Origin of the sequence: uncultured Agrobacterium sp., from assembly GCF_913777885.1 — a bacterium.
GTDB lineage: Bacteria > Pseudomonadota > Alphaproteobacteria > Rhizobiales > Rhizobiaceae > Agrobacterium.
Genome location: NZ_CAJYTV010000021.1, coordinates 61,572 through 80,707, shown reverse-complemented (window position 1 = coordinate 80,707; position 19,136 = coordinate 61,572). Strand labels below are relative to the sequence as shown.

The 19,136-nt window shown below is 57.8% G+C and carries 14 protein-coding genes and 2 pseudogenes; 7 read left to right on the top strand and 9 right to left on the bottom strand.

Annotated features, from left to right (window positions below; all coding sequences use genetic code 11):
- Complete coding sequence (locus tag QZ869_RS19440; RefSeq protein ID WP_296021796.1) at positions 1 to 693, top strand: autoinducer binding domain-containing protein; 693 nt, start codon at positions 1 to 3, stop codon at positions 691 to 693.
- A 275-nt stretch (positions 694 to 968) separates the two neighbouring features.
- On the opposite strand, the gene QZ869_RS19435 is transcribed toward QZ869_RS19440, so the two are convergent.
- On the bottom strand, positions 969 to 2,042 hold the full coding sequence (locus QZ869_RS19435) for a GSU2403 family nucleotidyltransferase fold protein (RefSeq protein WP_296106697.1): 1,074 nt from the start codon (positions 2,040 to 2,042) through the stop codon (positions 969 to 971).
- A gap of 470 nt (positions 2,043 to 2,512) precedes the next feature.
- Between QZ869_RS19435 and QZ869_RS19430 the strand changes: the two genes are divergently transcribed.
- The gene (locus QZ869_RS19430) at positions 2,513 to 3,886 is read left to right on the top strand and encodes an ISNCY family transposase (RefSeq protein ID WP_296081794.1); all 1,374 of its coding nucleotides are present in this window, start codon (positions 2,513 to 2,515) and stop codon (positions 3,884 to 3,886) included.
- 72 nt (positions 3,887 to 3,958) lie between these two features.
- Here the strand turns inward: QZ869_RS19430 and QZ869_RS19425 are convergent, their stop codons facing one another.
- The gene (locus QZ869_RS19425) at positions 3,959 to 4,483 is read right to left on the bottom strand and encodes a hypothetical protein (protein ID WP_296106695.1); all 525 of its coding nucleotides are present in this window, start codon (positions 4,481 to 4,483) and stop codon (positions 3,959 to 3,961) included.
- Between the two features lie 594 nt (positions 4,484 to 5,077).
- Between QZ869_RS19425 and QZ869_RS19420 the strand changes: the two genes are divergently transcribed.
- The 3 genes from QZ869_RS19420 (at position 5,078) to QZ869_RS19405 (ending at position 7,953) form a co-directional block, all read left to right on the top strand.
- Positions 5,078 to 6,040, top strand: coding sequence for a TetR/AcrR family transcriptional regulator (locus tag QZ869_RS19420; protein WP_296106693.1), 963 nt, complete (start codon positions 5,078 to 5,080; stop codon positions 6,038 to 6,040).
- A 3-nt stretch (positions 6,041 to 6,043) separates the two neighbouring features.
- Entirely contained in the window at positions 6,044 to 7,225 is a 1,182-nt protein-coding gene (locus tag QZ869_RS19415; protein WP_296021788.1) for an SGNH/GDSL hydrolase family protein, read from the top strand.
- 449 nt (positions 7,226 to 7,674) lie between these two features.
- Positions 7,675 to 7,953, top strand: a complete 279-nt coding sequence (locus QZ869_RS19405) for an HU family DNA-binding protein (protein ID WP_296021786.1) — start codon at positions 7,675 to 7,677, stop codon at positions 7,951 to 7,953.
- 217 nt (positions 7,954 to 8,170) lie between these two features.
- Here the strand turns inward: QZ869_RS19405 and QZ869_RS19400 are convergent, their stop codons facing one another.
- Positions 8,171 to 9,115, bottom strand: coding sequence for a dienelactone hydrolase (locus QZ869_RS19400; protein WP_112360144.1), 945 nt, complete (start codon positions 9,113 to 9,115; stop codon positions 8,171 to 8,173).
- A gap of 39 nt (positions 9,116 to 9,154) precedes the next feature.
- The gene (locus QZ869_RS19395; protein ID WP_296021783.1) at positions 9,155 to 9,913 is read right to left on the bottom strand and encodes an SDR family oxidoreductase; all 759 of its coding nucleotides are present in this window, start codon (positions 9,911 to 9,913) and stop codon (positions 9,155 to 9,157) included.
- A gap of 97 nt (positions 9,914 to 10,010) precedes the next feature.
- Between QZ869_RS19395 and QZ869_RS19390 the strand changes: the two genes are divergently transcribed.
- Complete coding sequence (locus QZ869_RS19390) at positions 10,011 to 10,913, top strand: AraC family transcriptional regulator (RefSeq protein ID WP_113180142.1); 903 nt, start codon at positions 10,011 to 10,013, stop codon at positions 10,911 to 10,913.
- A gap of 12 nt (positions 10,914 to 10,925) precedes the next feature.
- Here QZ869_RS19390 and QZ869_RS19385 read toward each other — a convergent pair.
- Positions 10,926 to 11,075 (bottom strand): annotated as a pseudogene (locus tag QZ869_RS19385) (LysR family transcriptional regulator); the annotation flags it as partial.
- 27 nt (positions 11,076 to 11,102) lie between these two features.
- Positions 11,103 to 11,993: a LysR family transcriptional regulator gene (locus tag QZ869_RS19380; protein ID WP_296021779.1), complete on the bottom strand. Its 891-nt coding sequence runs from the start codon at positions 11,991 to 11,993 to the stop codon at positions 11,103 to 11,105.
- A 121-nt stretch (positions 11,994 to 12,114) separates the two neighbouring features.
- Between QZ869_RS19380 and QZ869_RS19375 the strand changes: the two genes are divergently transcribed.
- A complete protein-coding gene (locus tag QZ869_RS19375; protein ID WP_113327782.1) occupies positions 12,115 to 12,984 on the top strand; it encodes an NmrA/HSCARG family protein in 870 nt (289 codons plus the stop codon).
- Positions 12,985 to 13,594: 610 nt separating this feature from the next.
- Here the strand turns inward: QZ869_RS19375 and QZ869_RS19365 are convergent.
- From QZ869_RS19365 to QZ869_RS19355, 3 genes and pseudogenes are all read right to left on the bottom strand, one after another.
- Positions 13,595 to 16,854, bottom strand: a pseudogene (locus tag QZ869_RS19365) (error-prone DNA polymerase).
- Positions 16,851 to 18,362, bottom strand: coding sequence for a DNA polymerase Y family protein (locus QZ869_RS19360; RefSeq protein ID WP_296021770.1), 1,512 nt, complete (start codon positions 18,360 to 18,362; stop codon positions 16,851 to 16,853). Before QZ869_RS19360 ends, QZ869_RS19365 begins: the two are co-directional and overlap by 4 nt.
- Positions 18,283 to 19,035 carry an ImuA family protein gene (locus QZ869_RS19355; protein WP_296021765.1) on the bottom strand — a complete coding sequence of 251 codons (753 nt, stop codon included), beginning with the start codon at positions 19,033 to 19,035 and terminating at the stop codon, positions 18,283 to 18,285. Before QZ869_RS19355 ends, QZ869_RS19360 begins: the two co-directional genes overlap by 80 nt.
- Positions 19,036 to 19,136: the final 101 nt, after the last annotated feature.

Sequence of the window (19,136 nt, the reverse complement as noted above, 5' to 3'; positions counted from 1 at the left end):
ATGAATGCATGGTTCACCAAGCTTCTCGACCTGACTGCGCTGCCAGGTGACGTAGGACAGATATGCGAAAGGCTGGATCAACTTACCCAGGAAGGGGGCTTCGCATATTTTTGTTACCTTAAGCTCAAGTGCGAAATCATCGACTACCAAACGAATCTGCCTCTTGAGTGGCAAGAGACATTCCTGAGGGAGAGACGAATACTCCAAGCCCCAGAGGTCATAAATGCACGGCGGCGACGCGTGATCTATTCATGGCCGGAACAGGAGAAACAGAAAAATCCATCCGAGACGACGAAATCAATGCGAAAGGTGTCGAGAAAATTGGGTATCCGAAGTGGAGTGACCGTACCGATTGCGACCGGTTTTGGTCACCAAGCGATCTTTTCGCTTTATTCACCATCCGAGGTGCCAGCAGACATCTCTGGTACCGATCCGGTTCTAGCAGCGACAGCGGTAGCGCAACTTCACGTCCGCCTGAAACACGCGCGGACGCAAACGACTGCAAGCCTAAATCCAAAAGAAACAAGGTGCCTGCGTTGGATCGCCGAAGGCAAGAGTATTTCTGTCGTAGCTGATCTGGAAGGCCTTTCCTATGGAGGCGTGCGGTTCGTCATTCAAAACGCGAAAGAGGCACTGGGAGCCGTATCCCTCGCTCAAGCAACAGCGGCAGCAAAAGAGCGACAACTGATTTGAAGGATTGGCAGTAAGTGTGGCAGACGCGTTATGGTCGAACAAAACTACAAATTCCAGCACCTCCCCGGAAGTATGTACGCCGGCAGGACACGGCGCTATCGTATCGCCGATCCAGCACCATCAAAATCCTACGTTCTTGGGGAAGTATAGCGGACACCATTTCGTACCTGACGGCGAAGTCGTCGCCTTCTCCGTTTCGCTATCAACCACGCCATGGCTTTCGTCAGCTACCGGGTGATGGCGGCAATGGTTTGCAGACATGTGCTTAGATTTACCTACCCGTTACCGAGTTGATCTACTGTGACTCCGAGGGCATCTGCCAACGCCAGCTTGCCGTGGTCCGGCATTAACCTAAGGCCCGACCGGATAGCCTCCTGCCACGCTTCTCCACGCCCCCACGCCTCGTGGTACGCGTCAGCTAGCAAATAGCTTTGCCGCGTCTCGGCAAGCGCCTCAGACAGTAAGGAAGCCTGTACGAGGTCCTTATCCCTCTTGGCACGCCCAAGGACGTCTGTGCGCCTCCTAGACGCCACGATCAACTTGTGCACGGCATACCGCTCGGGAGAAGGGATATTTACGCTCACGCCCTCCCGGTGGAGCAAGACGGTCCGCACGGGCTCGTAAATCAGGAAGTCCAAGAACCGCAAGTTTTCGGCAGAGGCGCCTCCAAGTGCAGGCATAGGGGATGGCTTGCCCGTGTAGTCATCCGATCCACGGTTCGTCGTCAGGAACTCGACCCGGTAGTTAACCGAATTCGAAAACGAAACGATTTTTGCCTTGTCGGCTTGGTGGGGGACTGCCCGGAACGTGCTGTCTATCGATCTCAAGAGGTCGAGGATCGGAGGCAGGCTGTCCTTGACTTCGGCCGAGATGGCGAAGTCCTGCGCGAAGTCAGCGTCACCTGTTTGCATAGAGGTACTTGGGAGTCGAACACCAAGAAGGCCGGCATAGCAACTGAAAGCCACGGAACCGACGACGAGCGCTCTTAAACGGAATAACCCCGCATCGGCAAGGACTTTGGTCACCTCACCTGCGAACCGATCCGGCGCTGACAACCCGCCGCTGCGCAGGAGCATAGTGACGAGCTTGCGCCGCTCCCGGATATCGTCTTTCACTTCCTTATGGGCTTGCACCCGTTTAGTGATGTCTGCATCATCCTCTGGGCCGACATATGTCCGCTTGTCCTTGCCTTCAGGGGTAGGAAGATCAAAATACCAGTAATTGCGGCCCTTGACCGGAACGGAGACAAATCGACCTTCAAGGGGGAAGTCTGCCCTAAACTGAGCATCGAAGGTTCGCTGCGCGAGTTCAGCGAATGCCGTTCTGTAAACGAGGTCAATCTGTTTCATTATCGATCCAGTTATAATGAATTTGCAAAAACATTATAACTAGGTTCGGGGTTGTCAATGCTTCGCTCTTTATCTTCTTCTCGTACATGAGAAGCCACTCTGAGGTCGTGTGAAAATCCAACTTACCGTACCCAGACCACGATGAGGGTGAAATCAGCGATACTGTCCATGCTCATCGCAGGGATACGCACGTCTATTCTTTTCCTCTTCGGCTGAACATTCTAACAATGTTGTCGATGCGGTTATCTCCCGTGTTGGTAGCTCTCGAGCCATACTGTCGATCCCGATAGATGAGCAAGAAGCTTGCTACCAGGAAAGCTCTGAGACGGAATTCCGGCTAACCCATTGAATTAGTTCCATAATAAATGTTATGCGATATAACTTTTGTAGCCGCAAAGTTAAAATGTCCTGTTTGTGCAAAGTTAGAATGTCACACTCCCCGGGTCTGATTGACCTCTGGGAGACTGCAGATGGGACTGATTACGATGAGCGAGCGCGACCTGCATAGGATCGAGGTACTGTCCAAAGTCGTTGATGGCCGGATGACTATAGTCAAAGCGGCGCATTTGCTGGCGATCAGCAAGCGCCATGTCCAGCGCCTGCTTGATCGTATTGAGATCACCGGTGCGGCGTCGATCAGACACAAGGCGATCGGTCGCCCGTCGAATAATAAGATCGCCCGCGGCGTTCGCGATTATGTTTTGATGCTGGTGCGTGAACGCTATCTTGACTTTGGACCTACGCTCGCGGCCGAGAAGCTTCAGGAGGAGCACGGCGTCACAGTCTCGCGTGAGACGCTACGCAAATGGATGCAGGGGGCCGGAATTTGGCTTTCGAGAAAGCAGCGCCGGACATTTCATCAGCCGCGGTTGCGGCGTGAGGCTTATGGCGAGCTGGTGCAGATCGATGGCTCCGAGCATCGCTGGTTTGAGGATCGTGGTCCGGCCTGCTCTCTGCTAGTATTTGTTGACGACGCCACCGGCAAGCTGATGCAGCTCCGGTTTGTTAGATCGGAGAGCGCCTTCACCTATTTCGAGGCACTGGCGCTTTACCTCGAAGAGCACGGCGCACCGATTGCCTTCTATTCCGACAAGCATTCGGTCTTCAGGGTGGCAAAGAAAGACTCCAAGGGCGGCCAAGGCATGACGCAGTTCGGTCGAGCGTTATCAGAGCTGCACATCGAGATTCTCTGCGCCAATTCCAGTCAGGCCAAGGGCCGCGTCGAGCGTATGAACCGAACGCTTCAAGATCGACTCGTCAAAGAATTGCGGCTGGCCAGGATCAGCGACATGGAAGCCGGGAATGCTTTCCTGCCGACATTCATCTCACACTACAATGATCGTTTTGCGGTGACCCCTGCCCGTTCTGATAACCTTCATCGACCTGTCAACATGACAGCAAACAGGCTGAAAGATATTCTCTGCAAACGTGAAGAAAGATATGTCGGCGCGCAGCTAACATTCTCTTATGAACGCAAACGCATCATGCTTGAAGAGAACGACATCACGCGTGGCTTGGTCGGCAGGTATGTCGAGACCTATGCCTATGCCGATGGTCGCCTGGATATCAGATGGAAAGGTCACTCATTACTCTACAGGACCTTCGACAAGGACCAGAGCGTGACGCATGCTGCGGTTGTGGAGAACAAGCGTCTTGGCGACGTGCTGGCCTACATAAAGGAGCAGCAAGATCGAGACCACGCCGCTGCCCCGAAGACCAACAGTGAGAAGATCGGCTACAAGCCGAGAGGCCGCAAGCCCGGTCGGCGCACGGATTTCATGAATGATCCGGATGTGATTGCCAAGCGTGCTCGAGCTTTGGCGCAAAGGCATGCGGCTGAATGAAGTCCGCCCCTAGCCCGAAGAGGACATGCGAACGATGGGAGGGGAGTAACGCCAAGTCGTCCCTTCGGGTGCTCACATCGCTTGGTTCGATATCTCAATGAGGTTATTCTCGGTGAACGGTTCATGACCGGGCTGAAACAGCACTAATTGCGGCCAAGTGAACCCCGTTTGCTTGCTCACGAAGATCGGTGGCTTGCCCTTAGGGCTGTATTCGATCACGAAACCGGCCAGTTCCAAGCCCAAGGAAGGCATAACTACGCTGTTGTGGTGCCAGTAAACCGAAGTAGCTGCCCGCCCCAGGGTTGAGTAGACGTGTTTCGGATCATCCTTGAAAACGGACACGTCATGGAATCTGACGTCGATGATGTCGGACTGGCCGATCGAAATATAGGTAAGAATTCCGTCTTGAAACGAGCAGAGCGGCGCGTCGCGATGACGAAACTCGTTTAGTGCCAAGCGTCCATCGGGCAAGGTCTCTTCTTGCGTTTCATCGACAGGACCCATGATGTGTTCGAATTTTGCGACATCGGCTTGCGTCATGCCAAACGCGAGCGGCCCCAGGCCTTCTTTTGGAAGCACATTCCAAACTATGCTCATCCTGTCCAACCTTTCCATGAAGCTCAGCTTCTCACATCCTAATCGGGACCAACACTACACATTGAAAATTTTTTAAATAGCGCGACGTGCAACTGGTCGGGTGACCTGCTTCCGATTTTGGCGCAATGCAGTCGTTACGGCTGAGGAGGCTAAAGCCGAACGGGTATTCCATCACCCGCCCCCTCCCTACCCTTGCAACCCGGCCCAGCCGGTCCGGTCGGGGGCTGACCGTTGGCGCGAGTGTCGCATTTTTAAAGGGCTGACCAATGCGCCCACGACATTTTAACTTTGCGAAATCCGCGACATTTCAACCTTGCCGCCACAAACTTTGTAGCGCCCATTTAGTAATGCGACAGTTGGGCCGGATAGAAATGCGACACTCTCCTCGCAAAACGGAATGGGCGCCGCGCGGAATAGTTCCTCGCCAATGTCATGTTTCGCGATTTCCGCGCAACAATGCCCATATCGCAACCTACTCGAGAGTTGGATACGGTTGGGAACTCACTCACCCTTAAACCGCCTGGCGTAGCGCCGCCGTCGCGGGCTCTCGCCGAGCAGGTATGGAATTAGCTCCAAAAACCAAAATCGATCGCTGTGGCTAAAGTCACCGTAAAGTTTTTGAATCAGGACGAAGTCTCCGGACTAATCACGGCGAACGTCGGCGGCCAAGAAAGCCTTCGGCTATTTCGGCAGTGTCACACCGGCGACCTTCTCAGCGAGAGCTCCTCCGCCTTACTAGAAAAGCCGTTAAGCATGTCATACGCTCCGGGGCAAATTGCCCTCTGGGTTGCCCAAATCGCACACGATTGGCGGCTAGGGCTGTATCTGACCTCACTTGACGTTCCCGCCGGCCTTTTGAAGCCAAAAACGCCGCCGTTATGCGGCAATCCACAAACTTCATGCTTCACAACGCCAAAACTAATGATATTAGGAAATAAACAAACAGCATTAGTTTTAGAGGTTATGGTGGCGAGAGCCGGTTTGAACAAAGACAAGATCATCGCCGCGGCGGGTCGGCTTGCAGATGACGAGGGCTTCGAAAGCCTCACACTAGCGGCCGTTGCCCGAATCTTCGACGTCCGGCTACCTAGTCTCTACGGACATGTGGCAAATCTACACGAGCTGAAAAAGGGTGTTGGCCTTTTAGCGCTCGACTCTCTGGCCGAGAGGACAGAAGAGGCGATAGCGGGCCGCGCGGGCAAGGATGCCCTGGTTGCTCTCGTCAACACACATCGCGACTTTGCGCGACAGCACCCAGGGCTGTTCCAGGCCTCGCGCTATCCACTCGATGCGCAAAGCGCGGCCCTCAGCGGCGGGGCGCGCCTAGCCCGGGTCAATCACGCGATGCTGCGCGGATACTCGTTGAGGGATGAGGATCGCGTGCACGCCACCCGGTTGATCGGTTCGTTCGTCCTGGGCTTTTCCCTTCTAGAGTTGGCCGGAAGCTTCAGTCACAGCGACCCGGAGCCCGAACTCTCATGGAAGCGCGACGTTGAAGGCCTCGATGGCCTGCTCCAAAGCTGGGCGGGCCAAAGAAACATAGCTGAAAGCATTTGAAAGATGACAAACTCGGAACTCACCACGTCGGTGCCAATAGAACCTACCCTTCTGCGCGGCTTCGTTCAGCTTGAACACACCGAGTTCGGACTGCTCCCTCACCGGCTTCCCGCCCGGGCCCGTGCGCAATGCTCAGACTCCACGCTGGCGATGGTAGAAGCCGAGCCGTCGGGCGTCCGGCTGGTTTTTGACACCGCAGCGACCGCCATCGAGCTCGACGTCATGACCTTGCGGCGACAGATTGTGGGCGTGCCGCCTCGCCCGGTGGGCATCTATGACCTGTGTGTTGATGGTGACCTTTACTGCCAGCAATCCGTCAGGGACGCGGCTGTCCTGCGCCTTGATATGGCTTCTGGAACCACGGTTCGGGAACCGGCGGGTGCTCAGACCCTACGGTTCGACGATTTGCCAAGCACAGAAAAGCGTGTCGAAATCTGGCTGCCCTATAACGAAGTCACCGAGCTCGGGGCGCTTAGAGCAAATGCTCCTATCGTCCCGTCAACAAGCCCGGAAAAGCCCGTCTGGGTTCACCACGGCAGCTCGATCAGCCATGGATCGAACGCTGCTTCGCCCACCGGGATATGGCCGGCGATCGCCGCGTCCGCCGCAGGCTTCGATCTGATGAATATGGGGTTTGGCGGCAATGCCCTTCTCGATCCCTTCACGGCCCGAGCCATACGAGACCGACCGGCGGACATCATCAGCCTCAAGATTGGCATCAACCTTGTCAACGCTGACCTGATGCGTGTTCGTGCCTTCGTCCCTGCAGTGCACGGCTTTCTCGATACCATCAGGGACGGACACCCCGAAACGCCGCTCCTGGTTGTGTCTCCGATTTATTGTCCTATTCATGAGATGACGCCAGGGCCAGGAACGTTTGACCTCGACGCCCTGGCCAAGGGCGAGACGACGTTTGTCGCCCTCGGCAAGCCGGAGGAAACGCGCGCCGGCAAGCTCAATCTGAGCATTGTGCGCGAACATCTCAAAGCCATCGTCGAGCAACGGGTTCGCGATGACGCCAATATGTACTATTTAGATGGGCTGCAGCTATACGGAGCGTTGGACCATGAGCGTCTGCCGCTGCCGGATCGACTGCACCCCGACGCTGAGACCCACCGCCTTATCGCGGCCCGATTTGCGCCGGTCCTCCGACAAATAACGCCACGAGCGAAAAAACAGGCCTGAGCGCCATATGATCGCTAAACTGGCCTTAAGCCTGTTCATCCAGGTTGCCAATCGATTCGCCGCGACGAACAAGAAAGATGCTCATCAGCCATTCCGGAGTGAAGGCTTGAACGGCACTGTTACCATGATGTTAAGCTCAACGCCCATCAAAAGAAGCCCGGATTTACGCGGTGACTGTCCAGCCGACACTGTCTGGAAGAGGACGCGCTTATGCGGCCTTGGGGAGCGAGAGATCGAACGAGTGGACAGCAGATGGTCCATCTCTTCGACAGTGAAAGCGAGACCGTATGCCTGTTCCTCAATGTCCTTCGCAGACACCGCAGGCGGATAAAAATCGGAACGAGTTGTGGACAGCCACCTGATGTAAGCGATGCCGCCCTCGTCCCTGATGACAGGCAGGCCAGAAACTGACACGGATTTGGTATTGTTTCACTTTCGAGGATATTTCCATGACTACCACCAATGAAATTGCCGACAAGATCGCCGCCGACAACGGCCTGACAAAGGTTCAGGGCAAGGCAATCGTCGAAGCCGTTTTTCGCGCTATTGCCGACGCAGCAAGCTCCGGCGCGGAAACCTCGATCCCTGGCTTCGGAAAGTTCAAAGTGAAGGCATCGCCTGAGCGCGAAGGGCGCAATCCTGCAACTGGCGAAGCCATGAAGATCGCGGCTTCCAACAAGCTGACCTTCGCGCCTGCCAAGGCGCTCAAGGATGCACTGAACAAGTGACCCCTGGAGAGCCGCGCAATGGCGGGCGGGGCATTCCAGATCAGTCTAGGTTTGATCAGAGCGAGATGAGGGAGAGGCTTACCTCCCCCTCAACCTCGATCGGCGTTGGGTAGATCGGGACCGGGAGGCTCGGGTTGTCGAGTGCATCGAGCGCCAGCACGTGGCGCCCGGTTTCTCATCATTGGCGCGGCTTCAACCGAGCCAACTGCCACGGCGACTAAAGCTGCTTCTCCATGACCGTCGCAAGCGTTGCGGCCTCACGCTTAAGCGCGAGGCAAGCTCTTGGCCAAGCGCCCTTGTCCGCGCCAAGCGCTGTCTGAAGCCAGGCGAGCGTAAGACGTCGTGTCGCTTCCAGCACGTCTGGTGCCTCAGTCTCCGTTTCCTTTGCGTCGAGAGCTGCAATGCCGCCAAGACCATGCCCGACCCCGTGCATCATCAGCATTGCCTCAGCGCCCGGTGCATCGTGGAATGCATCTGCATGCCACTCAGGACCGCGGGTGGTAAAATGCGGATTGTCCATATCACCGCAAACGACGAGGCTGAGTGTCGTCAGGGTCGAGAAATTGACGTCGAAGAACGGAAACCGGGCAGCACTCTCAGGCGTCATGTCCTTGCCGCCGCGTCCTGGTGTTGTCAGGAGAACGCCCGCCGAGATGCGTGGATCGGAAAAATCCTCACCATTCACCTGTGCGCCGAGCAGGAGCCCGACGGTGTGGCCGCCAAAGGAATGACCCACCGCGCCGATGCGTGCATGATCCATCCGCCCAGCAACGGCCGGCGCCTGTCTCTCGATCTCCGGCAGTTGGTCCAGGATCGCCTTCATCTCCTCGACACGCTCACGCCAGAAGAAAGGCGCGCCGGGTCCATCTGACGGCAGGCCGCCGACCCGAGAACTCGCATGCGTCGGCTGGATCACGACGAACCCTCTTTCCGCCCAGAACTGGACAAGGGGAGCATAGCCGTCCTTTGACGGGATATAGTTGGAAGGGCCGTAACCATGCGACAGCAGCACGATCGGCAGCTTGTCGCCGCTTGCGGGCGCGGTCAGACGCAGTTCCAACGGCTGGCGGCCCGACATCGAAAGACGGATCGGCGTGTAGGCCACGGTGAGAGTGGCATCAGGCGTCGGAATATGCTTTGCGAGATTGATCAGATTGTTCATGGGTCCAGACCTTCAAAGGTAGATTTCGATTGGCGATGATCAGGCGAGCAAATGACCGGCTTCGCGAAATGAGGTTTCCGCGTCGGCCCCCGCGGGGAACTTCATCGGCGCGTCGATCTCTGTCACAGACCGCCAGACGGCCTCTGCAACCGCCTCCGCAGTGGTGACTTGCGCGCCCGAACGCAGCTTCGTTATGTAGTCGTCGACGAAGGCGGTATATGGCTCGGGAATTTCCATGCCCATGCGCGAGACTGCATTCTTGCCAAAGTCCGTCGTCGGCGCCGAGCCTGGCAAAACAAGTTTGGCGCGGATTCCGAACAGAGCCGCTTCGAGCGCGAGGCTCTCCGTAAATGCGTTGAGGGCCGCCTTGCTGGCGCTGTAGACCGAAAGTGCTGGCAGCGGCCTGATCGTGACGGCAGAGCTGACGTTGACGATGATGCCTGAGCGACGGGACCGCATCTGCGGAAGGACAGCTTTTGTCATCGCCATTGCGCCGAAGACGTTTGTCTCGAACAGTTCGCGAACCTTAGACATCTCCGAGCCTTCGAGCACATTGAGCATGCCGACGCCTGCATTATTGACAAGAGCATCGATTATGCCTGCGGCTTCCACCGCCTCGGCAATGCTGTCTGCGCTGGTAACATCCAGCGGCAGGATTTCGAGCCTGCCGTCCGAAGGAAGAAGGTTGTTTTGCGGCGCGCGCATAGTGGCGACGACGTCCCACCCGGCGTTCAAGAATTTCTGTGCGATGGCGAGGCCGAAACCGGACGAGCAACCGGTGATGAGGATCTTTGGCATGTTCCGTCTCCTGACATTTAACTGACCTGAAGATGGACCGGATAATCCGGACTTGCTATATGCGTATGTCCGATATTGTTTAGCATAAATCCGAAAAATGACCGATCCCGTCGCCGAAGTCGTTTCCCTACTGAAAGCAAGACCTTCCATCTCAAAGCTTGTGACGGGTGGCGGTCAGTGGCTTGTTGAGCGCACCGAGCTTGGAAGCCCGTTCTACTGCGCGGTGGTCGAAGGACGTTGCCTGATGACGATTGCCGGTCGTGAGCCGATGGTGCTCACTGCGGGTGACTTCGTCCTGGTCCCAAACATCTTCTCGTTTACGATGAGCAGCACGGAACCGCCGCCACGCGGCGCGCTTCCCCAGCGAATGGAAACCAGCCCCGGTGTTTTTCGCCTCGGCGACCCGGAAGCGCCGGCGGAAATCAAGGCACTGGTCGGGCATTGCACGTTCGGCTCGGATGACAAGGCTCTTCTCGTATCGCTGCTGCCGGAAGTCATCCATGTTCATGGGGAAGAACGACTGATGGCCCTGGTCCGCATGATCAATGACGAGACGAGGGCCGACCGTGCTGCGCGCGAAATGGTGCTTCATCGGCTGCTGGATGTTCTGTTCATTGACGCATTGCGGTCAGTTGCAAGCGCCAAAGCACCGCCGGGTCTCCTGCGCGGCATGGCCGACCCACTGCTGGCGCCGACCTTGCGCCGAATCCACGCAGATCCGGGTCGCAGCATGACGGTGGAGACGCTTGCCCAGGAGGCTGCCATGTCTCGCTCGACCTTCTTCGATCGTTTCCGCAAGGAAGTTGGCGTCGCGCCTATGGAATACGCGACCGGATGGCGTATGGCGCTCGCGAAAGAATATCTCCGCGAAGATGTTGCCATCGCCGACATCGCCCAGCGCGTCGGCTATGGATCGACAAGCGCCTTCAGCGTGGCCTTCAATCGGCATGTGGGAATGCCGCCTGGGGCGTATTCACGCGCAGTTGCTGCTGCGGCCTAACGCGTCCGACCCTTACCCACCGATATAGGCGGCCAGCTCTTCAGGTGTTCCCTTGGGGAAAGCCTGCATCAGGAAATCAAGCAAGGCAGAGACCCGCGCGCTCAAGAGAAGCCGCGACGGATAAAGCGCCCAGAGCGCGACCTCGGATCCTTTGATGTCGCCCCGGCGAGAAGCGTCACGCCTTCAAAGTTATTCCTCGACATAGGCTGCTAGCTCATCGGCCGTCCCCAGAGGAAAGGCTTGCTTGAGATAGTCAAGGAATGCAGACACTCTCGCGCTGAGGAGACGACGTGATGGGTAGAGCGCCCACAGCACCGTTTCCGGCCCTTCGACATCTCCCCAACGAACCAACCGCCCCTCAGCGAGATCGTGGCTTACCAAAGACAGGGGAAGGCGCGCCGCGCCGACGCCCATGCGCACCGCATCGCGGACCATGGTCATAGAGGAAAGGCTGAGCACGGGATCGATTTGAAGACTGAGCTGCCCTGTCGGTGTGTTCATTGTCCATGACCTCGTTTGACCCGGCGTGCCGCGTATGACGACTGGCACAGTGGCTCTGCTGTCGTATGCGAGCTGTGGTGCCGCCACGACCACCAACCCGTCACGCAGGAAGGCGCGGCCCAACAGGCTCTCGTCTGGATCGGGGTTCACCCTGATAACGAGGTCGTATCCCTCCTCCACCATATCGACAGGGCGATCTTCGGTCGTCACCTCCATGCGCACCTCCGGATACTTGAGGGAGAAGCCGGCAGCCAGCTTGCCCATGGCAGTTTGGGAGAACAGCAATGGCGCGCTGATCCGCAACCTGCCACGCGACCTGTCTCCGCCAGACGCTATGGCGGCAGCAGTCTCTTCCAGTTCGATCAGCAGAGCACCCGCCCGCTCTTGAAGCGCCCGCCCCTCCTCCGTCAGCTTGAGCATCCGTGAGCCGCGTTCGAACAGCCGTAGGCCAAGGCTCGCTTCCAGTTCAGCGACCCGGCGCGAAAGCGTTGCCTTCGGCCGACCGGAAGCGCGGGCAGCGCGGCCGAAGCCGCCATGCCGGGCAACGGTGACAAAATCAACAAGGGCAGCCAAATCCATGAGTGTTCCACCAGTGAGACGATGTGTCTATTTTTAGCGTCTATTGGGTTGAATGTGAACCAGCCATAGTCGAGGTGTCTTCGAAACCGAAGTCGTTCACAGTAAACTAAGGAGAACCCCAATGACCATTCTTGTAACCGGTGCCACTGGCCGTGTCGGCCGCCATGTCGTTGACCAGCTCATCGCACGCAATGCGGATGTCCGTGTCCTCGTGCGTGATCCCGCCAAGGCCAATTTTGCCTCGAACGTCGATGTTGTGCAGGGAGACATGCTCGATATCGACGCGCTCCGCCGCGCCTTCAATGGAGTCCGCACGCTGTTCCTGCTGAACGCGGTCGCTGGCGATGAATTCACCCAGGCCATCATCGCTTTGAACGTTGCGCGCGAAGCCGGCGTCGAACGTGTCGTCTACCTCTCGGTGTTCGATGCCGACCGAGCAGTGAATGTGCCGCACTTCGCCGTCAAGTTTGGCGCCGAACGCATGCTGGAGGCGATGGGCTTTAGCGCCACGATCCTGAGGCCGGCATACTTCATCGACAACGAAGTCATGATCAAAGACGTCATCTTCAATTACGCTGTCTACCCGATGCCGATCGGGAGCAAGGGTGTTGCCATGGTCGACACCAGAGATATTGCAGAAGTTGCTGCGTCCGAGCTCCTTCGTCGCGACCGCGCCGCGGAAAAACTGCCGAGCGAGACGATCAATCTGGTCGGCCCGGAGACGCTGACTGGCTTGGAACTCGCAGCCATCTGGTCTGATGTTCTGGACCGCCCTGTCGTCTATGGCGGCGATGATCCATCCGGCTTCGAACAAAACCTCGCCAGTATCATGCCTAAGTGGATGGCCTATGAAATGCGCCTGATGGCTGAGCGCTACGTCAGCCACGGCATGGTTCCAAACGCTGGCGATGTCGAGCGGCTGACGCAAATCCTGGGCCGCCCGCTGCACAGCTATCGCGAGTTTGCCTCGCAGCTTGCCGCATCTGCCTGAACCGCGCGCGCCCCTCGATAACAACCGCGACCGCTTCAGTAGAGCCCCAGTGGGAAATGATCTTGTCCCGCGCGCACATATGGGCGGGTCTCGAAATCAAGGCGCGTGATGCGCGCCTTTTCTGCCGGCGGGCCTATGAGCGGTCTGGCTGGCAGAACATGTCTCCTCGTACATGCAGCACGCGTTAGCACGAACGCCTGTGGTCATCACGACAATGCGCTTGTAAGAACGGACGCTTCGGATATTCTCGAAGACGCTGGATTTCGAGTGCTGGAGGCGGCTACGCTCGATCAAGCTATATCGATCCTGGAGCAGCGTGCGCCAGCGTAAAACTCCTTTTACCGACGCGCAGATGCCGCCGAGCAAGCTCGACGGCTTTTCTCGCCCAAAAATGTGCAGGGTCCTGTCCGGAATTTGAGATCGTAGTCGCATCGGGACAGATCGTGCCCAAGGTGGATATCTCCCGGAAGATGCAACCTTCGGGAGAAAGCCATTCAGTGCAGACGTCGTTCACGATCACCTGCACCGACTGCTACCGGACGGAAAGACGCCCGGACCGCCGACCCAGTGGACATCTTCACTAGGCTGATAATTAAACGGCTAGATCACCCTACTGGAAATTTCGGCTCTTGACCTTAAGAGTGTCGATGTGAAGGTCTGGGATATAGATGTCACGAACCTTGTTCGGCTTCGGTCTATCGCGGACATCGCCGCCGCCATGAGAGCCATGCGCGAACTCATCGCCACGCCCACTCGGATTCCGAAACTCGGTGTCGCGGTCCGACAGAGATGACAGATCGGCAGAGAGGTCGTAAAGCTGCCGCGCGATCAAGTGAACGACGTCCCCTTCCCGCTGGATTTTCCCGTGGATCACCATCATGCTTGAGCTTAACACGATCCGACGCTGTTTCTCGAAAAGCGACGGCCACACGACGATGTTCGCTGGTCCGGTCTCATCCTCGATGGTGATGAACATGACGCCCTTCGCGGATCCGGGTTTCTGCCTCACGAGCACTAGCCCAGCAACGCAGAGCGAGCTCTTATCACGGGCATTCATCGCATCTGTACATGTGACGATCCGGCGAGCGGTGAGATCCTGTCGCAGGAATGACAAAGGATGCGCACGAAGAGTCAGGCCGACGTGTTGATAGTCCTCGACCACGTTGTGGCCCTCGGTCATCTGCCTGAGTTCAACTTGCGGCTCCTGCTGCTCGGCGACCGTTTTCATCTCTCGCTCTGCCGCCGCCACGAACAGTGGAAGCGGCTCGTCTCGTAATGCTTTGATCGCCCAGAGTGCATCACGCCGCTCGATGTTGAATGCCGGTCTGAAGGCGTCGGCCTCGGCGAGCTGTACAAGCGCTTCCGATGGGACTTCCGATCGACGCCATACGTCGTCGACGCTCTCGAACGGCCGTTCGATCCTTGCTGCGACAATTCTGGCGGCGTCCCGAGCTGCCAGCCCAGCAACCTGGCGCATACCCAGCCGGATGGCGTGTCGGTTGCTGCCGGGGATTTCCTCGAGTGTGCAGTCCCAGCGTGAATGTTGGATGGAGATCGGTCGAACCTCGACGCCATGCTTCTGCGCGTCGCCGATGATCTGTGCCGGGGCGTAAAAGCCCATCGGCTGCGAATTGATGAGCGCTGCCGCGAAGGCGTCCGGGTAATGGCACTTGATGAAGCAGCTTGCGTACGCAATGAGCGCGAACGATGCAGCGTGGCTTTCAGGAAAACCATAGCTGCCGAACCCTTCAAGCTGTGAGAAGGTCTTCTGCGCGAATTCGCGACTGTAGCCGTTGTTGACCATTCCATCGATTAGCTTGGTCTGAAACCGCGATACGCCTCCAGTGAACTTGAAAGTCGCCATACTTTTTCGGAGCTGGTCAGCCTCGCCGGCGGTGAAACCTGCGCAAACCATGGCGACGCGCATCGCGCTCTCCTGAAACAGGGGCACGCCCAAGGTCTTGCCAAGCACCGCCTCGAGCTCCGGTGTCGGGTATTCGACAGGTTCCTTTCCCTCCCTGCGTCGGAGATACGGATGGACCATGTCGCCCTGTATGGGGCCTGGCCGAACAATGGCGACCTGGACGACGAGATCGTAAAACGTTCTCGGCTTGAGCCTCGGCAGCATCGCCATCTGCGCTCGGCTTTCGACTTGGAATGTGCCGAGCGTATCAGCCTTACGGATCATCGCATATGTCGCCCCGTCCTCCTGCCGAACCTTGGCAAGATCGAGATCTTCGTGCTTGTGCTCCCGGATCAAGTCGAAAGCCTTCTGCATGCACGTCAGCATGCCGAGCGCCACACGTCAACCTTCATCATTCGCAAGGCTTCGACGTCGTCCTTGTCCCACTCTATAACCTGGCGATCTTCCATCGCCGCCGGCTCGATTGGAACGAGATCATCTAGGCGTGAACGCGTCAGCACGAAGCCACCTACATGCTGGCCGAGATGTCGAGGAGCACCCATGAGATCTCGAGCAAGACGAAGCGTCATCACAAGACGGTAGTCGTCGGGATTGAGATTCAGCTCGCGCACATTGCGCTCCGTCACCTCCTCCGACCACGACCACAGCCCCGACGAGAGGGCTTTGGTCACGTCCTCCGGTAAACCCATAGCCTTGCCGACGTCGCGGATCGCACCCTTGGCTCGATAACGCGTGACCGTACAGACCAGCGCCGCTCGGTCGCGCCCGTATGTCTTGTAGATCCACTGAATAACCTCCTCCCGACGCTCGTGTTCGAAATCGACGTCGATGTCTGGCGGTTCGTTGCGCTCCTTGCTGACGAACCGCTCGAACAACAGATCGTTGGTTTCGGGGTCGATGCTAGTGACGCCGAGGATGTAGCAGATCGCAGAGTTTGCGGCGGATCCCCTCCCCTGGCAAAGGATTCCTCGTGAACGAGCAAAGCGAACGATGCTGTAAACAGTGAGGAAATAGGGCGCGTACCCCATCTCCTTGATCAGATCCAACTCGTGTCTAACCGCTCGTAGGACACTCTGTGGCAGTCCCTCCGGGTATCGGTCGGGGATGCACTCGCGGACGCAATGCTCCAGCGACTGCTCGGCATCCATGCCGTCGATCAGCGCCTCCTCGGGATACTCGTACGTCAGTTCCTCCAAGCTAAAGGTACACTGGCTTACGATCTCCATCGTCCGAGCAAGTGCTTCGGGGTATCTCGGAAACAACCGCTCCATTTCCTCCGGGGGCTTGAGGTAGCGATCGGCATGTCGCTCCCTGTCGAAACCCACGTCGTCGATAGTCGTGTTGGTGCGGATGCACGTGACGATATCCTGCAATTGACGGCGAGACGCCTCATGGAAGAGAACGTCGTTGGTGACGACCGTCTTCACCCTGAACTTTGCCGCCATATTTGAAAGCTCGTGGAGCCGCATTTGGTCGTTGGGTCGTCGCCGAAGACTGAGCGCCACGTGAGCTCGCCGGCCGAAAATCTCGTTCATCTTCCTGAGTTGGACGGCACAGACCTCGTCGGCGAGGTCCGGCACGAGGATGCCGACCATCCCTTCTGCGTAAACGGCAAGGTCATCCAGATGAAGGATGCAGTTGTCCTTCCCGCCTCTGCCCTTCCCCAAAGTGATCAGGCGGGTGAGCCGCGAATATGCCGCTTTGTCCGTCGGATAGACGAGGATCGAAATCTTATCCTGTAGATCGAGCCGACAGCCGACGACCAGCCGCACTCCAGTTTCGCGGGAAGCCTCTAGCGCGCGCACGATTCCGGCGAGACTGTTGCGATCGACGACGCCGATGGCTTCGATGCCAAGCTCCTTTGCCGTCGCGAACAATTCATGCGCCGACGACGCTCCACGAAGGAAGCTGAAATGCGTCGTGACCTGAAGCTCCGCGTACTTCATGCGAAAATCCCGTGCATGAACCACTTATGCGAGCCCGTTTCCGGGTCGATCCCATCTCCGGAGCGAAAAATCCAGAAGCGCTCCCCGTCATCATTTTCTATGACGAAGTAGTCCCGCACGGCCTCCAGTTCCGTGGGCCGCATCCACCATTCGCCGAAAATGCGTTCTGGACCGTCGGCTCGCTTCACCCGGTGACGCTTCCCGCGCCACGTCACGCTTGCGGGCGGATAGTCGGGCATGAGAGCAATCGCCTGGATCTGTTCCGGTTTGTCGAACAACCGCACGGGTCTGCGCCAATGGCTCACCCATGCAGTCTCCACAGCGTCCGCAATAGCCGGGACCCGCTGGACACTCCTCTCAGGAACATCGGATGCAACGGGCGCCAAGCGATATACCCGTTGTCCGCGGTTCGCGAAGATGTCGATCAGCGGAGTGATGTCCCCATGCTCCTCCTCGACAAGCGACGATTCCTTCTGCTCCTCCACTAAAGGTTCGGCCGCGACGGCGACAAGAACAAGTCTCTCGATACCGAACCCCGGCTCTATCTTCTCGGTCCGGTCCTTGAAGAGTTTCGTCAACCAGCCGACGTCGCGCGCGGGCTTTGCAGTTCCGGCGCGTATTGCCTGAATGGTGTTGTCTACCTTGTGGACGATGAGGTCGGTTCTTCGCGCTCCAAGTCCGCGCTTCTCGAGTTCCGCCACAAGTTGGACCACCAACCTGCCGACATACTTGTCAATCGTTTCCGCCGCTCCGATCGGCTCCTGGAAAGAACGAGAGACCTCGACAAGATCCGCTGTCCTTATGGGGTCGATCGGCTCCGACACTCGACCAAACATTTGGTCCAGTCTCCTGCCGACTTCCGGTCCGAAACGAAGCGCCAGCGGCGCACGCGGCGTGTTCGCAAGTTGGCCGATCGAATGGAAGCCAAGGACAAGGAGATCCTGGACGATCTTGTCGGAGAGCCTCAACAGAGAGATCGGAAGTTTCTCGACTGCGCGCACTATTTCACCGCGAGGCACTATCACAGTGTCGCGGTTGATGGCTCGAACACACGCGTGGGCCGCTCCCCAGGTATCAGCCACGGCAACCTTCGCCGTCAGCTTTCGCGACAGGAAGGTGTTCACGATACCGGTCGTCATTGGCAACTCCCCACCCTGAAGATGATCCGCGCCTTCGGTGTCCATGACTAGACCATCAATGCCGTCGACTGCGACGATCGGCGAATAGCGCGCGAGCGCCCAGAAACCGATACGATTGAGTGCGACAGCATCCGCGGCGGGATCGGCATCAACCAATATGAGACCCTGGAAGATTGCCTGCGCCTTCGCGGCAGGCATCCCTACGCGAACACCGATTTTCTGAGCCGCGACGTCGGCAGACGACACCCACCGTTTGGACCCGCTCCTGGCGATCACCACGATCGGCTGGTCATCCGGAATACCCGGATCGTCTCGTCTGATCCTGTCCGTCGGCAAATTCGGTAGATATATGGATACGACCCTCGCCATCACACGCTCCGACGTAAAACTCAGCACATTCGCCCGCACGCGATCTCATCAACTCAAGAAACCATCGAGGTCTCCCGACTCCCGGCACCGGAAGTTCTTCCGACGGCGTCACACTCACACGCCACCGTGTAGTGCTGGCGGTCGGCTGCCCGAAGTCGTTTGCCTCGGTCTGCCTTCGCCACCTCCGGACCACAAGCGCCATGGTGCCTGTACGTTCTGCGACGAGTTGCAGGCGCCTGCTGACGACCATCGGCAGTCTGACCATTTCCCCGACAACTGCGCCAAGACCTCCGAATGAAAGGGCTTCCTCCATGCTGGCGGTAACGTCCTCTTCTTTGTCGCTTTCGACGAAGATTACTCTGCGAGGATGAAGCCCCGCCTGAGCGAGAGCGGGGAAGAAAAGATCGGGCCTCGTCAGGCACCAGACGATCGGACCCTTCGTGCGTGCGGCAATGCCGGCTGCGAACAGCGCGGCGGCCGCTCCGTCAACGGTTCCAGAACCGCCGCCCGCGAATTCATGCAGCGCGCCATACGCCAGGCCGCCTCCCGGAAGGATTTCGTCAATCTCATCGACGCCGAAAGGTAGGCACCCCGCCTTCTTTACGCCCTCTCCTTGAATGGAAGAGATGCGCTCTCGCAGATCAGTAATCACTTGATCGCGGGCAGCCGACATCGGTTACGAATCCTTCCGAAATCGCAGTTGAACAGGGACGACATCATGTCGCTAGAACTTGATTGTTCCCCTTCTGTTCCGTATCTTGTCCGGAGTCAAGA